At 62.8% G+C, this 16,372-nt stretch carries 12 protein-coding genes; 7 read left to right on the top strand and 5 right to left on the bottom strand.

The features are described from left to right. Positions 1-252 precede the first annotated feature (252 nt). The 4 genes from AMS69_RS14180 (at position 253) to AMS69_RS14165 (ending at position 7,438) form a co-directional block, all read left to right on the top strand. Complete coding sequence (locus AMS69_RS14180) at positions 253-2,823, top strand: GcvT family protein (RefSeq protein WP_053968706.1); 2,571 nt, start codon at positions 253-255, stop codon at positions 2,821-2,823. 216 nt (positions 2,824-3,039) lie between these two features. Then, the gene (locus AMS69_RS14175; RefSeq protein ID WP_053968705.1) at positions 3,040-5,592 is read left to right on the top strand and encodes a GcvT family protein; all 2,553 of its coding nucleotides are present in this window, start codon (positions 3,040-3,042) and stop codon (positions 5,590-5,592) included. A 49-nt stretch (positions 5,593-5,641) separates the two neighbouring features. After that, a complete protein-coding gene (gene ilvA, locus AMS69_RS14170) occupies positions 5,642-6,904 on the top strand; it encodes a threonine ammonia-lyase (RefSeq protein ID WP_053968704.1) in 1,263 nt (420 codons plus the stop codon). 90 nt (positions 6,905-6,994) lie between these two features. Continuing rightward, positions 6,995-7,438 carry a universal stress protein gene (locus AMS69_RS14165; protein ID WP_053968703.1) on the top strand — a complete coding sequence of 148 codons (444 nt, stop codon included), beginning with the start codon at positions 6,995-6,997 and terminating at the stop codon, positions 7,436-7,438. A gap of 6 nt (positions 7,439-7,444) precedes the next feature. Here AMS69_RS14165 and AMS69_RS20260 read toward each other — a convergent pair whose 3' ends face one another. Continuing rightward, positions 7,445-7,606, bottom strand: coding sequence for a hypothetical protein (locus tag AMS69_RS20260; protein ID WP_155119973.1), 162 nt, complete (start codon positions 7,604-7,606; stop codon positions 7,445-7,447). Positions 7,607-8,017: 411 nt separating this feature from the next. On the opposite strand from AMS69_RS20260, the gene AMS69_RS14160 reads away from it, so the two are divergent. Then, positions 8,018-9,778: a BCCT family transporter gene (locus AMS69_RS14160; RefSeq protein WP_053968702.1), complete on the top strand. Its 1,761-nt coding sequence runs from the start codon at positions 8,018-8,020 to the stop codon at positions 9,776-9,778. Between the two features lie 58 nt (positions 9,779-9,836). Here AMS69_RS14160 and AMS69_RS14155 read toward each other — a convergent pair whose 3' ends face one another. Beyond that, on the bottom strand, positions 9,837-10,445 hold the full coding sequence (locus AMS69_RS14155) for a hypothetical protein (RefSeq protein WP_053968701.1): 609 nt from the start codon (positions 10,443-10,445) through the stop codon (positions 9,837-9,839). Between the two features lie 106 nt (positions 10,446-10,551). Between AMS69_RS14155 and AMS69_RS14150 the strand changes: the two genes are divergently transcribed. After that, the gene (locus AMS69_RS14150; protein ID WP_238378480.1) at positions 10,552-10,983 is read left to right on the top strand and encodes a hypothetical protein; all 432 of its coding nucleotides are present in this window, start codon (positions 10,552-10,554) and stop codon (positions 10,981-10,983) included. Positions 10,984-11,042: 59 nt separating this feature from the next. Here AMS69_RS14150 and AMS69_RS14145 read toward each other — a convergent pair whose 3' ends face one another. Together AMS69_RS14145 and folP are read right to left on the bottom strand one after the other, a co-directional pair. Next, positions 11,043-11,276 (bottom strand): hypothetical protein, encoded by a 234-nt coding sequence (locus AMS69_RS14145; RefSeq protein ID WP_053968700.1) that lies wholly within the window; start codon positions 11,274-11,276, stop codon positions 11,043-11,045. Positions 11,277-11,301: 25 nt separating this feature from the next. Continuing rightward, the gene (folP, locus tag AMS69_RS14140) at positions 11,302-13,701 is read right to left on the bottom strand and encodes a dihydropteroate synthase (protein ID WP_053968699.1); all 2,400 of its coding nucleotides are present in this window, start codon (positions 13,699-13,701) and stop codon (positions 11,302-11,304) included. Between the two features lie 236 nt (positions 13,702-13,937). Here folP and AMS69_RS14135 point away from each other — a divergent pair, with 236 nt between their 5' ends. Beyond that, positions 13,938-15,683 carry a formate--tetrahydrofolate ligase gene (locus AMS69_RS14135; RefSeq protein WP_053968698.1) on the top strand — a complete coding sequence of 582 codons (1,746 nt, stop codon included), beginning with the start codon at positions 13,938-13,940 and terminating at the stop codon, positions 15,681-15,683. On the opposite strand, the gene AMS69_RS14130 is transcribed toward AMS69_RS14135, so the two are convergent. After that, positions 15,684-16,268 carry a cyclodeaminase/cyclohydrolase family protein gene (locus AMS69_RS14130; RefSeq protein WP_053968697.1) on the bottom strand — a complete coding sequence of 195 codons (585 nt, stop codon included), beginning with the start codon at positions 16,266-16,268 and terminating at the stop codon, positions 15,684-15,686. Positions 16,269-16,372: the final 104 nt, after the last annotated feature.

Raw genomic sequence — 16,372 nt, 5'->3', positions numbered from 1 at the left:
GATGGTGTGAAATCACCGTTGGGGACACATTCTGCTGGGGTATGAATACATAAGGTGACAATACAATCTGTCTGTTAGGCGTGACTTGGAGTTCCTACACAGCGGCGACAATCACCACAGGGGACCCAAATCTATTAACAATGGTACTCCTGTTATTCTGAAACACTACGTGACAATTCGGCTTTATTTTGCAAAGGAGATGGATCAGGCGGTAACTATATTGCCACGCCATAGCACGTTTTACCCAGAGTCATGGAGCCTACCGATAGCCTGCCGACCCAGGCCGATACCGTCATCGTCGGTGCTGGAATCGTCGGCTGTAACGTCGCTTACCAGCTGACAGAACTCGGCCGCGAAGACGTGGTCGTGGTCGACCAGGGGCCGATGCCGACTACGGGTGGATCGTCGACACACGCCCCCGGAATCATGTTCCAGACCGCGGAACCGAAGACCCTCAGCCAGTTTGCGGATTACAGCCGTCGGCTGTATTCGGACCTCGAAGGGGCTGACGGACACCAGGCCTACAACGAAACAGGTGGCATCGAGGTGGCCCGGAGCGAGGAGCGCATGGACTTCCTCCAGCGCCGCGTCGAGTACGCAAAGGCCTGGGGCATCGAAGACCCGCAGTTGCTCTCCCCAGAGGAAGTCACCGACCACCTCCCGCTGGTCGACGCCGACCAGATCAAGGGTGGCTACTACTCCCCAACGGACGGGCAAGTCTCGGGCGTCGTCGCGTGTGACGCGCTGGCCCGGGAAGCGATGGACCGGGGTGCGAAGTTCGTTCCGCACACGCGCACCGAGGACGTGGAAACCGAGAACGGCTCGGTGCGGGCCGTCGTCACCGAGAACGGTACCATCGAGTGCAACGAGGTGGTCGTGGCGACGAACATCTGGGCCCGGCAACTCGGCGAGAAGCTCGGCGTCCACCTGCCGGTGACGCCGGTCGAACACCAGTACACAATGACGGAATCGCTCGACGAACTGGCCGACAGCGCGGTCGACATCACCGACCACCCGCTGTTCGAGAACTACGAGAACGTCTCCGGGGAGAAGGCGAAACGGCTCCTCGTGGGTCCGGACCGGCCGATTCTCCGCGACCAGGACAACGCGATGTACTACCGGAACCATGGAGATTCCTACGGCATCGGCTCGTACAACCACGAGCCAATCGTGCCCGACCCGCAGGGACTGGGCGGCAACGATCCTGACGGCGAACAGGGGTCGGTCCACGAGTTCACCGACTACCACATGGACAACGCGACCCACCCGGACCGGCCGGACAAGGCCCCGCGCCAGGCCAGCGACGAACTCATCCCGGCGACGGCCGGCAAGGAACTCGAACACAAGTACAACGGCATGTTCGCGGAGTCGCCCAATGGCCTCCCCGTGATGGGGCCGGTCCAGGAGTACGACGGCCTCTGGACCGCTGCGGCCATCTGGGTCACCCACGCCGGCGGGGCCGGGAAGGCCCTCGCCGAGTGGATGGAACACGGCGTCCCGCGGCTCCCGTCCGGTCCGATTGACCTCGCACACTGTGACGTGAACCGCTTCGACGACCACGAGGGCAGTTGGGACTTCGCCCGGGACATCGGCGGCGAGGAGTACCGCATCGTCTACAACATCATGCACCCCAAGTGGGTCTGGACCGACAAACAGCGGGACATCCGCCGGACCCCGATGTACCACACCCACAAGGAGTACGACGCCGAACTGTGGGCCGAGGCGGGCTGGGAGGAACCACACTGGTTCGACTCCAACGCCGACCTGCTGGCGGAGTACGGCGACCGGATTCCCGACCGCGAGGGCTGGGAGGCAAAGTACTGGTCGCCAATCGAGGGTGCCGAGGCGCTGAACGTCCGCAACAACGTCGGCCTCCACGACATGACCCCCTTCAACAAGATGGAGGTCATCGGGAGCGACGCCGGCGAGTTCGTCCAGTACCTCTGTACGAACGACATGGACATCGACGTGGGCGACGTGAAGTACACGCTGATGTGCAACGAGGGCGGCGGCGTCCGGGCTGACATCACGGTCACGCGGACCGACGAGGACCGCTACCTCCTGTTGACGACCGGCCGCGAGGTCGGGAACAACCACGTCGCGTGGGTGCGCGAGCAATCCCCCGACGACGTGGTCGTCAACGACGTGACCTCCAGTCTGGCGGCGATGGTCTGTACCGGCCCGAACGCCCGGAAGGTCCTGTCGAAGGTCACCGACGTCGACCTGTCGGACGACGCCTTCCCGTTTTTCACGAGCCAGCAGTTCTTCGTGAAGAACGTGCCCGTGACCGCGCTCCGTGTCTCCTACGCGGGCGAACTCGGCTGGGAGTTCTACACGCCCTCGGAGTACGGCGAGCGCCTCTGGGAGCACATCTTGGAGGCCGGCGAGGAGTACGGCATCCGCCCGTACGGCAGCGGCGCGCTCGACTCCCTGCGAATCGAGAAGGGGTTCCGCCTCTGGGGGAAGGACCTCCACACAGAACACAACCCCTACGAGGCCGGCCTCGGCTGGGCCGTCGACCTCGAAACCGACTTCATCGGCAAGGAGGCGGTCGCGGCGGCCGCCGACGGCGACAACATCGACCACAAAGTTGCGTGCTTGACGCTGGACGACGAGGACGCCGTGGTGCTGGACAACAAGCCAGTGCTTGACGGCGACGAGACTATCGGCTATCTCCACAGCGCCGAGTACGGCTACACCGTCGGGGCCTGCGTCGCTTACACGTACCTGCCGCCGGAGTACGCCGAACCCGGCACCACCGTCGAAATCCTCTACGAGGGCGAGCGCTACGACGCGACGGTCCGCGAGGAACCGCTCGTCTGAGAGCAGTCTCCGACCCGCCGCTGATTCTATCGGGATTGTAACACGCTGTGGTTCAGTCCGACTGGCCGTTTACTCTCCCTTCCCGACGGACAGCAGACACTCATATACCGGACGAATAATCGATATTTGAGCGCTCTCCCCGGCGGTCTACTCTTTGCGTGGTTCTCCCCACCGGTGTATTTAAGATTGTGACAGAAACAGTCCCAAACGAGATACATGAGCACAGAGACTCCCCCGTCTCGGGCGGATACAGTCGTTATCGGTGCCGGGGCCGTCGGGTGTAGCGTCGCGTATCACCTGACGGAACTCGGCGCGGAGGATGTTGTCGTCATCGACCAGGGGCCGCTTCCGGTCACCGGCGGGTCGTCGGTCCACGCACCCGGCATCATGTTCCAGACATCGCCGTCGAAGATACAGACGAAGACGGCACACTACACCAGCCGATTACTCTCCGACGCCGGTGTCTACGACGAGGTCGGTGGCATCGAGGTGGCCCGGAGCGAGGAGCGGATGGACTTCCTCCGGCGGCGCGTCGAGTGGGCCACCTCTTACGGACTGCCCGAGCCACAACTGCTCTCGCCCGAAGAGGTCACCGAACACCTCCCGCTGGTCGACGAGGACGAGATTCTTGGCGGCTACTACTCGCCGACCGACGGCCGCGTCGACGGCATCGCCGCGCTCCAGTGGTACATGGAACACTCCTCGGCGTCGTTCTACGGGAACACGGAGGTCACGGATCTGGATGTGTCGGGCGGTGAAATCACCGCCGTCGAGACAGACAAGGGGCGAATCGACTGCGAGCGAGCGGTCATCGCAACCAACAACTGGGGCTACCAGACCGGCCAACTCGCCGGGCTGGACCTGCCGATTGCACCGGTCGAACACCAGTACGTCGTCACCGAACCGATGGACGAACTCGCCGACGCCGAGACCTCTGTCGGGGACAACACGACCGGCCTCGATGTTCCTGGGGACCGCTCTATCGCGGAGTACATGAGCGAGGGGCCACACCAGCCCGTCGGCCGCGACCAGGACCACTCGCTGTACTTCCGGACCCACGGCGACGCGCTCGGGATGGGGTCGTACAACCACGAGACGCTCTCGGTCGACCCCGAAGCGATGGGGAAAAACACCGAGGAACACCAGGCTTCGGTCAGAGGGTTCACGAAAGAACACTGGGAGACGCCGACCCACCGCGGGCGGGACAAGTCAGCCAAGCAGGCCTTCGACGAACTGCTCCCGGCGACTCAGGACGTAGAGTACGAGGCCACCGAGAACGGCATCTTCGTGTTCACGCCCGACGGGATGCCCGCCGTCGGCGAGACGGCGCAGGTCGACGGCCTCTGGACGGGGCTGGCCATCTGGTGGACTCACTCCGGTGGGTACGGCCGCATCCTCGCGGAGTGGATGGAAAACGGCGTTCCGCGACTGCCCTCGGGCCCGGTCGACACCGGCGGCATCCACGTCCGGCGGTTCGAGCCCCACGCCGGCGAGAAGGACTACTTCGTCGACCGCGGGGCCAAGCGCTACGAGCAGGTGTACAGCATCGTCGAGCCGCGGTGGCAGCCCGACGACCACCGGGGACTCCGGACGAGCCCGTTCTACCACCAACAGAAAGAACTCGGCGCGGAGTTCTACCAGAGCGGCGGCTGGGAGACGCCACAGTACTACGAGTCAAACGCCGACCTGGTAGCGAAGTACGAGGACCGGATTCCCAACCAGGACGGCTGGCAGGGAATCAACCGCTCGAAAATCGAGGCCGCCGAACACCTCCACACCCGCGAGAAGGTGTCGATGTTCGACATGTCGACGTTCTCCTCGATTATGGTCGAGGGCGATGGCAGCGGGGCGTTCCTCCAGCGGGTCTGTAGCAACGACATGGACATCGACACCGGGCAGGTCCGCTACTCCCTGCTGCTGAACGACGGCGGCGGGATTCTCGCGGACATCACTGTCGTCAAACTCGACGACGAGGAGTACATGGTGACGACCGGCGGCGGCAACTCGCCCGGCATCCACGGCGGCTGGCTGGAGGACCACGCCCCCGAGACGGTGTCGGTCCACGTCGAGGAAGGGGCGAAATCGACAATCGGTCTCTGGGGCCCGAACGCCCGGCTCCTCCTCCAGCGGTGTACCGACGCCGACGTGACCAACGATGGCTTCCCGTACTTCCGGGCCAAGCGGATGTACGTCGGCGACGTGCCGGTCATCGCGTTGCGGGTCTCCTACGTCGGCGAACTCGGCTGGGAGCTGTGGGCTCCGACGGAGTACGGCCAGCGCCTCTGGGAGACGCTGTGGGAGGCCGGCCAGGACCTCGGCGTCCGGCCGATGGGCGGCGGCGCGCTCGGTTCCATGCGATTAGAGAAAGGCTACCGCCTCTGGGGGACGGACATCGACACGGACTCGAACCCCTTCGAGGCCGGGCTGCCCTTCGCCGTCGACATGGACACCGAGTTCATCGGCAAGGCGGCGCTGGAAACCGCACGCGAGGCGGGTATCGACAGCAAAATCACGCCGGTGACGCTGGACGACTCGACAGATATCATGCTGAGCGGCCGACCAGTTCTGAAAGACGGCGAGGCACTCGGCTACGTGCAGGCCGGGAACTACGGCTACAGCATCGACGAGTCGATCGCGTACACGTACGTCCCGACCGAACACGCCGAAGCCGGCACGTCGGTTCAGATACAGTGCGAGGGCGAGACATACGACGCGACGGTGCGTGACGAACCGCTGTTCGATCCGGCCCGAGAGCGAATCATCAGATAGCGGGACATGACCCAACAACTTTGACAGACGCCCCGAGACGATACCAATTATGACACAAACAGAATCGGACACGCTGCCCGTCACGTACGCAGACATCGAACGAGCCCGCGAACGACTGGACGACGACACAGTCGTGAAAAAGACGCCGGTCGAGCGGAGTACGTCCCTCGGCGGGTTTGTCGATGCTGAGGTACACCTGAAGATGGAACACCTCCAGTGGACTGGCTCGTTTAAAACCAGAGGCGCGTACAACAAAATCTCACAGGATGTCGCCGACGGCGTGGAGTCATTCGTCGCCGCCAGCGCTGGCAACCACGCGCAGGGCGTCGCCCTCGCCGCGACGAAGTGCGGGGCGGAGGCGACTATTTTCATGCCGGAGAACGCACCACAGGCGAAGATCGATGCCACAAGAGGCTACGGCGCGAGCGTCGAACTGGTCGGCAACGACTTCCAGGAGACGATGTCCCACGCCCAGGCCGCCGTCGAGGAGACCGATGCCGCGTTCGTCCACGCCTACGACGACCTGGACATCATCGCCGGACAGGGGACCCTCGGCACGGAGATGTACCACGACTGCCCCGATGTCGACACGGTCGTCGTTCCCATCGGCGGCGGCGGTCTCATCAGCGGTGTCTCAACTGCTATCAAACATCTCTCGCCCGAAACGCGCGTCGTCGGCGTTCAGGCGACCGGTGCGGAGACCGTCCACGAGAGCCTCGACAAGGGGATTCCGGTCGTGCTTGACGAGGTCGACACAATCGCCGACGGTATCGCCACCGGCGGTATCTCGGAGACGACGCTTGGCATTATCGAGGCGAACGTCGACGAGGTCGTGACGGTTTCGGACACCGATATTGCACAGGCGATTCTCCTGCTGATGGAACGGGCCAAACAGGTCGTCGAAGGTGCCGGGGCCGCCTCCGTGGCCGCTGTGCTGAGCGACGGCCTCGACGTGTCTGGGGAGACAGTGATGCCGCTACTCTGTGGTGGGAACCTCGACATGACACAGATGCGTGAGGTTCTCATCCACGCGCTCACAGAGCGCCAACAGCTCCTGCAGCTCCGGGTCCGCATCAACGATCAGCCGGGCGTGATGGAAGAAATATCCGGTGTCATCGCCAGACAGGGTGCCAATATCCACGATGTCAGACACGAACGGTCCGTCGAGAATCTCGAAATCGGGGAGGCCTACCTCGTGTTCAACGTCGAGACGAGTGGTGCCGAGCACGCACAAACCATCATCACAGCGATTCGTGACGCAGGCTATCCTGTCGACAACGTCGCACGCAAGGCCCAGAACGGCGCACTGTAAGCCGAATCCGCGCTCAGATCGACGGCTTGACGCCAGACGCGGGGAAACCTATAACAGGTATGTGTGGGAATTACACATGAGTCAAGTACCATGTACGACCACATACTCGTCCCGTACGACGGCAGCGACGAGGCCAGGAAAGGGGCAGAACACGGCATCGAACTCGCTGCTGCGCTCGGCTCGACAGTGCATGCATTGTACGTCATCGACCTCCCGGGGACACCGCGTGCGCTCGCGCTCAGGGATGACGAGGAGGAAATGCGAGAGGAGTATCGGAACTACGGCGAGGAGGTGTTGGCGAATCTCGGGACTGTCGCCGAAGAACACGGCGTCGACTACGAGACGCATTTCAAAACCGGTGCGCCCAGCGAAGAGATCGTGGAGTTCGCCGAAGATGAAGGGATGGACGCAATCGTTCTGGGGTCGGCGTTCCGCGGGAAACTCGGAAACCTCCTCGGCGGGACGACGGACAAGGTGGTCAGAACGTCGAGCGTGCCAGTCATCAGCCAGCGGATGAGCGTCAACGATATTTGACAACCGCTACGCGTCTATCAGCCGCGTTTCGCGTATGTAAATCACCAGACTCGCACTGAGGAAGCTAAATCCTGCGAGCCGAAAGTCGCCAGCTGTCATCCCGATGAGACCGACGCCCATCAGCAGTGCTGCCACCGCGGCCGCTCCCGTCGCCAGAAGTCGTGCCATAGCGGCGATAGGCGGGAGTCCGAAATAAAAACACTCACCGGGGTACGCGATTGGCGACCGACTCGCGGGGAAGTACCAAACCACAATGTACTAGATAATGTAAATGTCTGCCGAACCACGGCAGTATAGCGCCCTAATCCCTCATATATTGGTGTTTAATGTGAACCTTTATTAGAGTTGCATCAGTGGATACGTATGAGACTCAGTAGCACATAAAATACGTCGACAATAGCCCCGCGGGCACACAGTGCCTGCAAGCGAGCACAGAGAGTCAAACAGGATGCGAACGCTGCAGACGCCTATCGCTGGGACATCGCTGGCATGACGGTGGCAGCGGACCGTGACAGAGCAAGACCGAGACTACGACAATGAGACTCCACAGACCAGTACCACGTTCGAGAGGGGTAACGTATGGCAGATAGTGACGATCCAACCGGTGATATGTCGGACGGACTGCAGGTAGAGCTGTTCCACCCGGAGTCAGACCGTGAGCCCGGTGACACGAACATCCAGGCGGCTGGATTCGACATTCATCCAGTTGTCTTCCCGGTGGCACTGGCGATAATTGCGCTGTTTATCGCAGTGACGATACTGCTCGGCGACACAGCAGCCTCAGCGTACACGTGGTTGTTCAACACAATCGGGGACACCTTCGGCTGGTTCTACCTGCTGGCGGTGAACGTGTTCATCGTCACATTGCTGTACTTTGCGTTCAGCAAGTACGGTAAAATAAAAATCGGCGGCGTCGAGGCCGAGAAGGAGTTCAGCGACTTCTCCTGGATGGCGATGCTGTTCAGCGCCGGTATGGGCATCGGACTCATGTTCTTCAGCGTCTCGGAACCGCTGTACTACTTCCAGAACCCACCGAGTTTCTTCGGAGCCGAGGCCGGCACCGGCGGCGCAGCGGCCGCTGCGATGGCACAGACGTTCTTCCACTGGGGCTTTCACCCGTGGGCGGTGTACGGACTGGTGGGACTGGGCCTCGCGTTCTTCTCGTTCAACCGCGGGCTTCCGCTCACGTTCCGGTCGATATTCTGGCCCCTCCTTGGTGAGCGAATCTACGGCTGGCCGGGCCACATCATCGACCTCGTGACGGTGTTCGCGACGCTGTTCGGGCTGTCGACCTCGCTGGGACTCGGTGTTGCGCAGGTCAACACGGGACTGTCCTACGTTGGCGGGGACATGCTCGGTGCGGTGAGTGTCCCGACGGGGACCTGGCCGCAGGTCGCACTCATCGCCGGTATCACGCTCATCGCGACGCTCTCAGTTGCGGCAGGGCTCGACGGTGGGGTCAAACGCCTGAGTACGCTCAACCTCTACCTGATGTTCGCGCTTCTCGGGTTCCTCGTTATCGTGGGTCCCACGGTGTACATCTTCGGGACGTGGGTCGAGGGGCTCGGCGCGTACTTCGGGAACATCCTTGCGCTCGGGTTCTTCACCGGGACGCTCAACGAAGCCGCGAACGGCACCCCCACCGCCTGGACCGTGTTCTACTGGGGCTGGTGGATCGCGTGGTCGCCGTTCGTCGGCATGTTCATCGCGCGCATTTCGAAGGGCCGGTCCGTTCGGGAGTTCGTCCTGGGCGTGCTGTTCCTTCCGTCGCTGTTCTCGACGCTCTGGCTGTCGGTGTTCGGTGGGAGCGCGATGTTCAATTCGCTCATGGGGAACGGGCAGGCGTTAGCGACCTACAACGAAGTCGGCCAGACCGTCGCGATGTTCGCCCTGCTGGAGCAGTTCCCGCTCGGTGTCGTCAGCGGACTGCTCGCGACCCTGCTGGTCATCACGTTCTTCGTCACGTCGTCGGACTCAGGGTCGCTGGTGATCGACCACCTGACCTCGGGCGGCAAACACGACGTTCCGCGAACGCAACGGATATTCTGGGCCCTCACGGAGGGACTTGTCGCATCCATCCTGCTCATCGGTGGCGGCCTGACGGCGCTCCAGACGGCCGCAATCACTACAGGACTCCCGTTCGCGCTCATCCTGTGTCTGATGTGTTACACGGTGTATCTGGGGCTCGACAATGAGTACCAGATACTCGAGTCTGAGGAGTTCGCGGAAACCATCCAGGACCTCTCCGAACGGGACGACATGGATATCGTGACTGCTGGCGACGAGATGGTGACGGACATCTCCGAACGGAGCGACGACGCTGCGACGGGGACCGACTGACGCACTCTCGTTTTGACGTTTTCCAGGCGACCCGTAGCGACAGTTCGAATAACGAGTGTTAGCGTGGGTCGACCTCTGTCTCGACCGTTCGTTCAGAGTGTATCCAGACCCGCACAGAGCCGCCGATTCCGAACGCGGCGATGCCGAGACTGGCGACGATACTGCCGGCAGGTGACAACAGGACCCATGTGAGTGCACTGAGAGACGCGCCGATGAGTAGCCCGTGCGACGGCTGACGATGGTACAGGAGTTCAGTGAGCAGCGTCCCGACGACGAGGAACCCGAAGCCGGTGAGTAACAGGAAAACGGCGCTACTGGCAAGAACGACGAGACGGACGAATACGCCGCCGGCGACACCGAGGCGCGCCAAAGTCGTGGTCCCGTAGAGACCGACGATCCCGAATATCACGTATCCAGCGATGCCGTAGAGGACGGCGGTCGCCGGGCTGGCCGATATCGCGTCGATAGAATCGGCGACAGAAGCCCGCCGCAGCCGGAGTATCACCGCGCCGGACACGACAACAAGAATAAACGAGACGAGCCCGCGAAGTGGCCTGGATAGCTCGGCGGCAACGCTGGGCTCCAGCTGTCCTACGACGTGTCCTCCGGTTGCTGCTGCCAGCCCCATGACGCTCGGCGCGATATCGACAACGGCGTCAAAAGCCATACCATACATACTGTGGGTCGCCGTGAAAACCTATCGACCGCAGAGTCCCGGGTCAGCGTCGGTGCTGCCCGGAAATTTAAGCCGTCAGAATCCGTACTAGAGAATAGTGTCTGGATGGCTCGCGGTCCTGTTCTCGAAGCTCGTCTGGCTCGGGGAGCGGATCGCCGCCCCACTCCGGCGGGGTGACGGTCCAAACAAGTTCAGACTGTCGAGCATGGACACGGCGACGACGACGTACGACGGTGACAGCGGGTGGGCGAGACGGCCGCCAGCGACGGTCGAGTGTCCGCGATGCGAGTCGGAGATCTTCCAGCACAACGCGCGTGACAGCATCGACTGTCCGCGGTGTGTCGGCGAGTACAGCCACGACGAGTTCGCCGACCTCACACTCCTGTATCTCACGTGTCCGGTCTGTCGAGGCCGGATGGAACACGGCCGACGGCATCCCGAGCGGTTCGACATCCCCGAGTGGGCGACCTGTACAGACTGTCGGTACCACTGGGAGTTCGAACACTCATACGACCACAGTACGGATTAGAGGATGGGTGCACCAGCCGGCGTGCTGTCCAGTTCTGCCACACGAGTTCGATTCTGCCCTCAGTAATACTTCCAGTCGTCGTCACGGCTTCCCTGCACGACGCCGTCGTCATCGTCACTGTCCATTTCGTCCCGCTCATCAGGCCAGCGGATTCCGTCTCCAGCGAGGCTCTTGTACGCGAAGGCACCCAGACCAACGAGTATCAGTAGCAGAACGACAGTCCCAGCGACTGCTGCCACCTGCCCGACGGATTCGAGCAGGCCCGAGCCGAACTGCATGAGGAACTGTAGCATACATACTGTTTGGACTCCAGATGTATCACTGTTGTCGAAGCTGGGACGGCCGAGCCGCCGTCGCTGAAACAGTCTTGAGGACGGCGTTGTTCTCGGAGACATCGTGGACTCTGACGGCGTCCGCTCCGCGTTCGGCGGCAAGTGCCGTTGTTGCCAGCGTCGGCGGCAGCCTGTCCGCTTCTGCGTCGCTTATATCTGCAAACATCGATTTCCGAGAGTGGCCGACCAGCACCGGACAGCCGAGCGCGTGGAACTCGTGGAGACGGTCGACGAGTTCGAACGATTCGGCGGCGTTCTTCCCGAACCCACAGCCGGGGTCGATGATAACCTGCTCGCGGTCAATACCGGCCTGCTCGGCGAGCAGTACCTGTTCCGTGAGGTCTCGAAGCACGTCATCGACGACATCGTCGTACGTTACAGTTCGACCCGGATCCACTGGCGCGGACAGACTATGCATCAGGATGACGGACGCGTCGTGGTCGGCAACCACGAACCGCATCTCGGGGTCTGACAGTCCCGACACATCGTTGACGATGTCGGCCCCGGCATCCAGCGCCGCGTCAGCGACGGCAGCTTTTCGGGTATCTACAGAGACAGTCGTATCGAGCGACGAAACGGCCTCGATGACCGGCACTACGCGGTCAATCTCTGTTTCGACGGTCACTGGTTCGGCCCCGGGGCGCGTGCTCTCACCGCCGATATCGACGATATCCGCCCCAGATTCGATCAGCTGTTCCGCATGACTGATAGCGAGGTCGCGACGATTGTACTCGCCACCGTCGTAGAAACTGTCCGGCGTGACGTTGAGAATCCCCATCACGGCTGCCGAATCAGTGTCGAACGGTGGCGGGAACGATCTGTCAGCCAATGCGTCTTCGAGTTGCATGGCGAGTCTGCCGAGCCCCAGTCCCGCCGAGGCCAGTCGGTCAGTGAGCCGTCGGAACTGTCGCGGCGTCCCCGACAGTGTCGTGTCGACGAGCTTCTCCGGCATCCCGACAGTCGAACGGGTGCAGGTGCCACCGCAGTCCTCGAACGTCTGCTTGACGACGCCTGCCTGGTCGCGTCGCAACGTGACCGAAAGTACTCGCTGGCGAATCTCTGGCTCACTTCCGACTCCATCAGCTCCGCCCGTAGATGCTTGCCGGAGGTTCTCTGTGGGCACAACGAGGCGGCTCCAGCGGTCCCGTGCTTCGGCAACTGCGTAGAGTGAGCCGGCCACGAGGACGAAATCGTTCGTGTCAGCCGTGGCTATCGCTCGTTCGGTGGCTTCTGGAACGGACTCGACCCGCTGTACCCGGGTCGCTTGCCCCTCAAACGCCGCAGCGAGCGATTCGGTGCTCGCGGCTCGGTCGACTTCCGGTCGCGCGGTAAAGGCCGTCTCGACGGCCGGAAGCGTCGCAATCATTCGTTCGTACTCCTTGTCGTTCATCGCGGCGAAAACCACATGGAGGTCGTCGTACTCGTATCGCTCGATGAGTGTCGTCAGCGTCTCCATCGCACCGGGGTTGTGGGAGCCATCGAGGACCACCATCGGGTCAGTCGACCGGATTTCGAACCGGCCCGGTAAGGTTGCAGCCCGCAGTCCTTCGGAGACGGTTTCCGTGTCCACGTCGATGAGTTGTCGGGCCAGCGTCGCTGCGACACCGGCGTTCTCTGCTTGATGCTGTCCGAGTAGCTTAAGATTCGATTCGAGAGCCCAGTCCGGCCCAGTGAGTGAGATGCGGTTCTCGACGGCCGAGCGCATGCCGTTCTCGACAGCGGTGACGTCGGCCCCGGCGTCGCCGACGGTGATCGTATCGGTAATCCCCTGAATCGTCTCGAGAGCAGCGCCGGTCGTTCCTGTCACGAGCGGGGCGTCCCGCGGCGCGACCTGCGCCTTGTCACGAGCGATTGCTTCGACTGTGTCGCCGAGCAGGTCGGTGTGTTCTAAACTGATGCTGGTGACGGCGCTTGCGACGGGCTCGACTGCGCTCGTGGCATCGTAGCGGCCACCGATGCCGACTTCCAGCACCGCGACATCGACATCCTCGACATCGAAGTGATAGAGCGCTAGCGCGGTGAGAACCTCGAAATGCGTCGGCTTGTCGTCCTCGGCAGCCAGTTGGTCGATACAGGGCTTGATCTGCTCGACGAACTCCGTCACTCGCTCTTTCGGTACCCGACCGCCGTTGACCGTGATCTGCTCCCGGAAGCCGTTCAACCCTGGCGAGGTGAATAGACCGACATCTAGCCCGGCGGCCCTGAGTACGCTCTCGGTCATCCGGGCGGTGCTTCCCTTTCCGTTCGACCCGGCGATCTGCACGCTGTCGAAACTGTCGTCCGGGTCACCGAGATGTGAAAGCATCCGCGCCGTCGTATCGGTTCCCAACTTGGGCCGACGACGCTGTAACGACTGCAAGTAGTCCGCCGACTCGTGGTACTCCATACCATAACTGGTCGCCGGCGGCCTGATTAATGTATCGCCAGGGTAACTCTATCCTGATAACGCGTGGTACATCCTCCCCTCGCGGTCGCCCTGTTGTCGGGTCTGGGAACCAATCTCGTAATCCGTGATACATGATGTGGCTTCTGTGGTTTCCTCCGGCGACTCGAACACATCCTATCCCGGTAGTGTCAGGTTCACTAACATTATTACGACGGTGCAGGGAAGGGTTAGTAGAGATGTCTTCACAGGACGAGCAATCTTCGACCGAAGAGAGTCAGGAGCCGATTCCCACGGACTACGATATCGCCCAGTCGACTGACATGGAGCCGATCTGGGAGCTGGTCGAGCCGTGGGGACTCGGGCTCGACGACCTCCAGTACTTCGGTGAATACACTGCGAAAGTCAAACAACACGCCATCGAGCGCCTCCGCGAACAGGCCGAGAACAAGGAACAGAGTCTCGTTCTGGTAACCGGAATGACGCCGACGCCGAAAGGCGAGGGGAAGACGGTAACGACTGTCGGCCTCGGCCAGACGCTCAACCACGTCGGGGAGGAAGCGATGATAGCCATCCGGGAGCCGTCGCTCGGCCCGGTGTTCGGCGTCAAGGGCGGTGCCGCGGGCGGCGGCCGGTCGCAGGTCCTTCCAATGGAGGATATAAACCTCCACTTCACCGGGGACCTCCACGCGCTCACCTCCGCGCACAACCTCATCGCTGCGATGCTCGACGCGAAAATATCGCAGGGCGACGACTTAGACATCGACATCAACAACGTCTCGTGGCCGCGCGCAATCGACATGAACGACCGTGCGCTCCGAGAAACGGTCGTCGGTCTCGGCGGCAAGACTGGCGGGACGCCGCGGGAGGATAGCTTCATCCTGACGGCGGCCTCCGAGCTGATGGCGGTCCTCTGTCTGGCCACCGACATCGGCGATCTGAAAGAGCGCGTTAGTCGCATCATCGTCGCCTACGACGAGGCCGGTGACCCGGTCACCGTCGACGACATCGAGGCGACCGGTCCGGCCACGATGCTGCTCCGGGACGCCATCAAGCCGAACGTCGTTCAGACCATCGAGGGGACGCCGGCGCTGGTCCACGGCGGCCCCTTCGCGAACATCGCCCACGGGACGAACTCACTGGTCGCCGACAAAACCGCGTTCGGCATGGGTGACTACCTCGTTACCGAGGCCGGCTTCGGCTCCGACCTCGGGGCCGAGAAGTTCATGGACGTGGTCTGTCGCAAGGGCGACATGACGCCCAACGCCGTTGTGCTGGTGGCGTCCGTTCGGGCGCTCAAGTACCACGGTCTCGACCAGTGGCCGGTCGACTACGACGAGATCGACGCGGCCGGCGTCGACGCCGTCGAAGCCGGCTTCTCGAACCTCGACAAGCACGCCCGGAACCTCCAGAAGTTCGGCGTCCCGGTCGTCGTCTCGGTCAACCGCTTCCCGGACGACACCGACGCGGAGATTCAGGCCGTACTGGACCACTGCCGAGAGGACCTCGGCGTGCGTGCCGCTGAGTCGAACGTGTTCTCCGACGGGAGCGAGGGCGGCGTCGACCTTGCGGAGAACGTCATCGAAGCAACCGAGGAGAGCAACGAGGCAGACTTCCGGATGCTGTACGACGACGAGGATAGTATCAAGGAGAAGATTCACACAGTTGCGACCGAGATTTACGGCGCTGACGACGTGAAATACACCGGCGGCGCGCTCGACGACATCGAGCAGATGAACGAACTCGACTTCGACGACTACCCGGTCGTCATGTCCAAGACGTTCCACTCACTGAGCGACGACGCCAGCCGAAAGGGTGCGCCGGAGGGCTGGGAACTCGAAATCAGTGAGGTGTACCCGTCCGCCGGGGCCGGCTTCCTCGTCGCGCTCACGGCCGACGCGCTCACGATGCCTGGCCTGCCGGCCCGGCCGGCCGCGGCGGACATGGACATCGACGAGGACGGCAACATCTCGGGGCTGTTCTGACTACGGCCTCGCGTTCGCCCGAACCGTGCTGAGTGCCGCCTCGCCGGCCGCTTCCGCCTCGTCTGCCCGGCCCGCCATCTCCGCGACGAACGCTTCGTCGGCTATCTTCTCTATGTTCGCACGCACTGTCGATACGGACCCGTCCAGCGCCGCGTGCGCGAGCATCGCCCCGACGGCCGCGTCCGGGACGGCGACCGGCGTCCCCGCCGCCGTCACGGTGACGGCGTGTTCGACCACGTCCAGACACGCTTCGGCGGTCTCCATCGGGACCGTCGTCGACCGCTCCAGCGCCGCCTGGACCCGCGCGTCGTCGCCCGACGCGAACGCGGTCTGGACCGTCTCGACCGCCGCTGCGTCCTCGTCAGCGAGCGTGAGCAATTGCGCCCGTCTGTCTGCCAGAGTGTCCCGCACGGCCGACAGGTCCGCCGCGTCTGACCCGTCACCGCGAACGGTGTGAATACAGGTCATCTCGCACAGGGCCGCCCCCATCGCCCCGCCGACGGCGGCGACGGCACCGCCGCTGGGCGTCACCCGTTCCGACGCCACAGCGTCGAGGAACTCGCCGATGGGCTGGTCTGCAATCATGTGTCTCGTCCAGAGGTGCCGGGCCGTCGCGTTCGACTGTCCATGGTATGTCGTCCCGGCGCAGGCGTCTAACGGTTTCGCCGGGTACGGTCCTGACGGAGACA

The organism is Haloarcula rubripromontorii (assembly GCF_001280425.1).
Lineage (GTDB): Archaea > Halobacteriota > Halobacteria > Halobacteriales > Haloarculaceae > Haloarcula > Haloarcula rubripromontorii.
The sequence above is the reverse complement of the archived record's forward strand: the minus strand, read 5'-3'. Positions and strand labels throughout refer to the sequence as shown.

Coding starts and splice junctions, on each gene's coding strand:
- AMS69_RS14165 (WP_053968703.1), top strand. CDS start 6,995: ATGTACGACCACATACTCGTCCCGTACGACGGCAGCGACGAGGCCAGG.
- AMS69_RS14155 (WP_053968701.1), bottom strand. CDS start 10,445: ATGGCTTTTGACGCCGTTGTCGATATCGCGCCGAGCGTCATGGGGCTG.
- AMS69_RS20260 (WP_155119973.1), bottom strand. CDS start 7,606: ATGGCACGACTTCTGGCGACGGGAGCGGCCGCGGTGGCAGCACTGCTG.
- AMS69_RS14130 (WP_053968697.1), bottom strand. CDS start 16,268: ATGATTGCAGACCAGCCCATCGGCGAGTTCCTCGACGCTGTGGCGTCG.
- AMS69_RS14135 (WP_053968698.1), top strand. CDS start 13,938: ATGTCTTCACAGGACGAGCAATCTTCGACCGAAGAGAGTCAGGAGCCG.
- AMS69_RS14145 (WP_053968700.1), bottom strand. CDS start 11,276: ATGCTACAGTTCCTCATGCAGTTCGGCTCGGGCCTGCTCGAATCCGTC.
- AMS69_RS14175 (WP_053968705.1), top strand. CDS start 3,040: ATGAGCACAGAGACTCCCCCGTCTCGGGCGGATACAGTCGTTATCGGT.
- AMS69_RS14180 (WP_053968706.1), top strand. CDS start 253: ATGGAGCCTACCGATAGCCTGCCGACCCAGGCCGATACCGTCATCGTC.
- ilvA (WP_053968704.1), top strand. CDS start 5,642: ATGACACAAACAGAATCGGACACGCTGCCCGTCACGTACGCAGACATC.
- folP (WP_053968699.1), bottom strand. CDS start 13,701: ATGGAGTACCACGAGTCGGCGGACTACTTGCAGTCGTTACAGCGTCGT.
- AMS69_RS14160 (WP_053968702.1), top strand. CDS start 8,018: ATGGCAGATAGTGACGATCCAACCGGTGATATGTCGGACGGACTGCAG.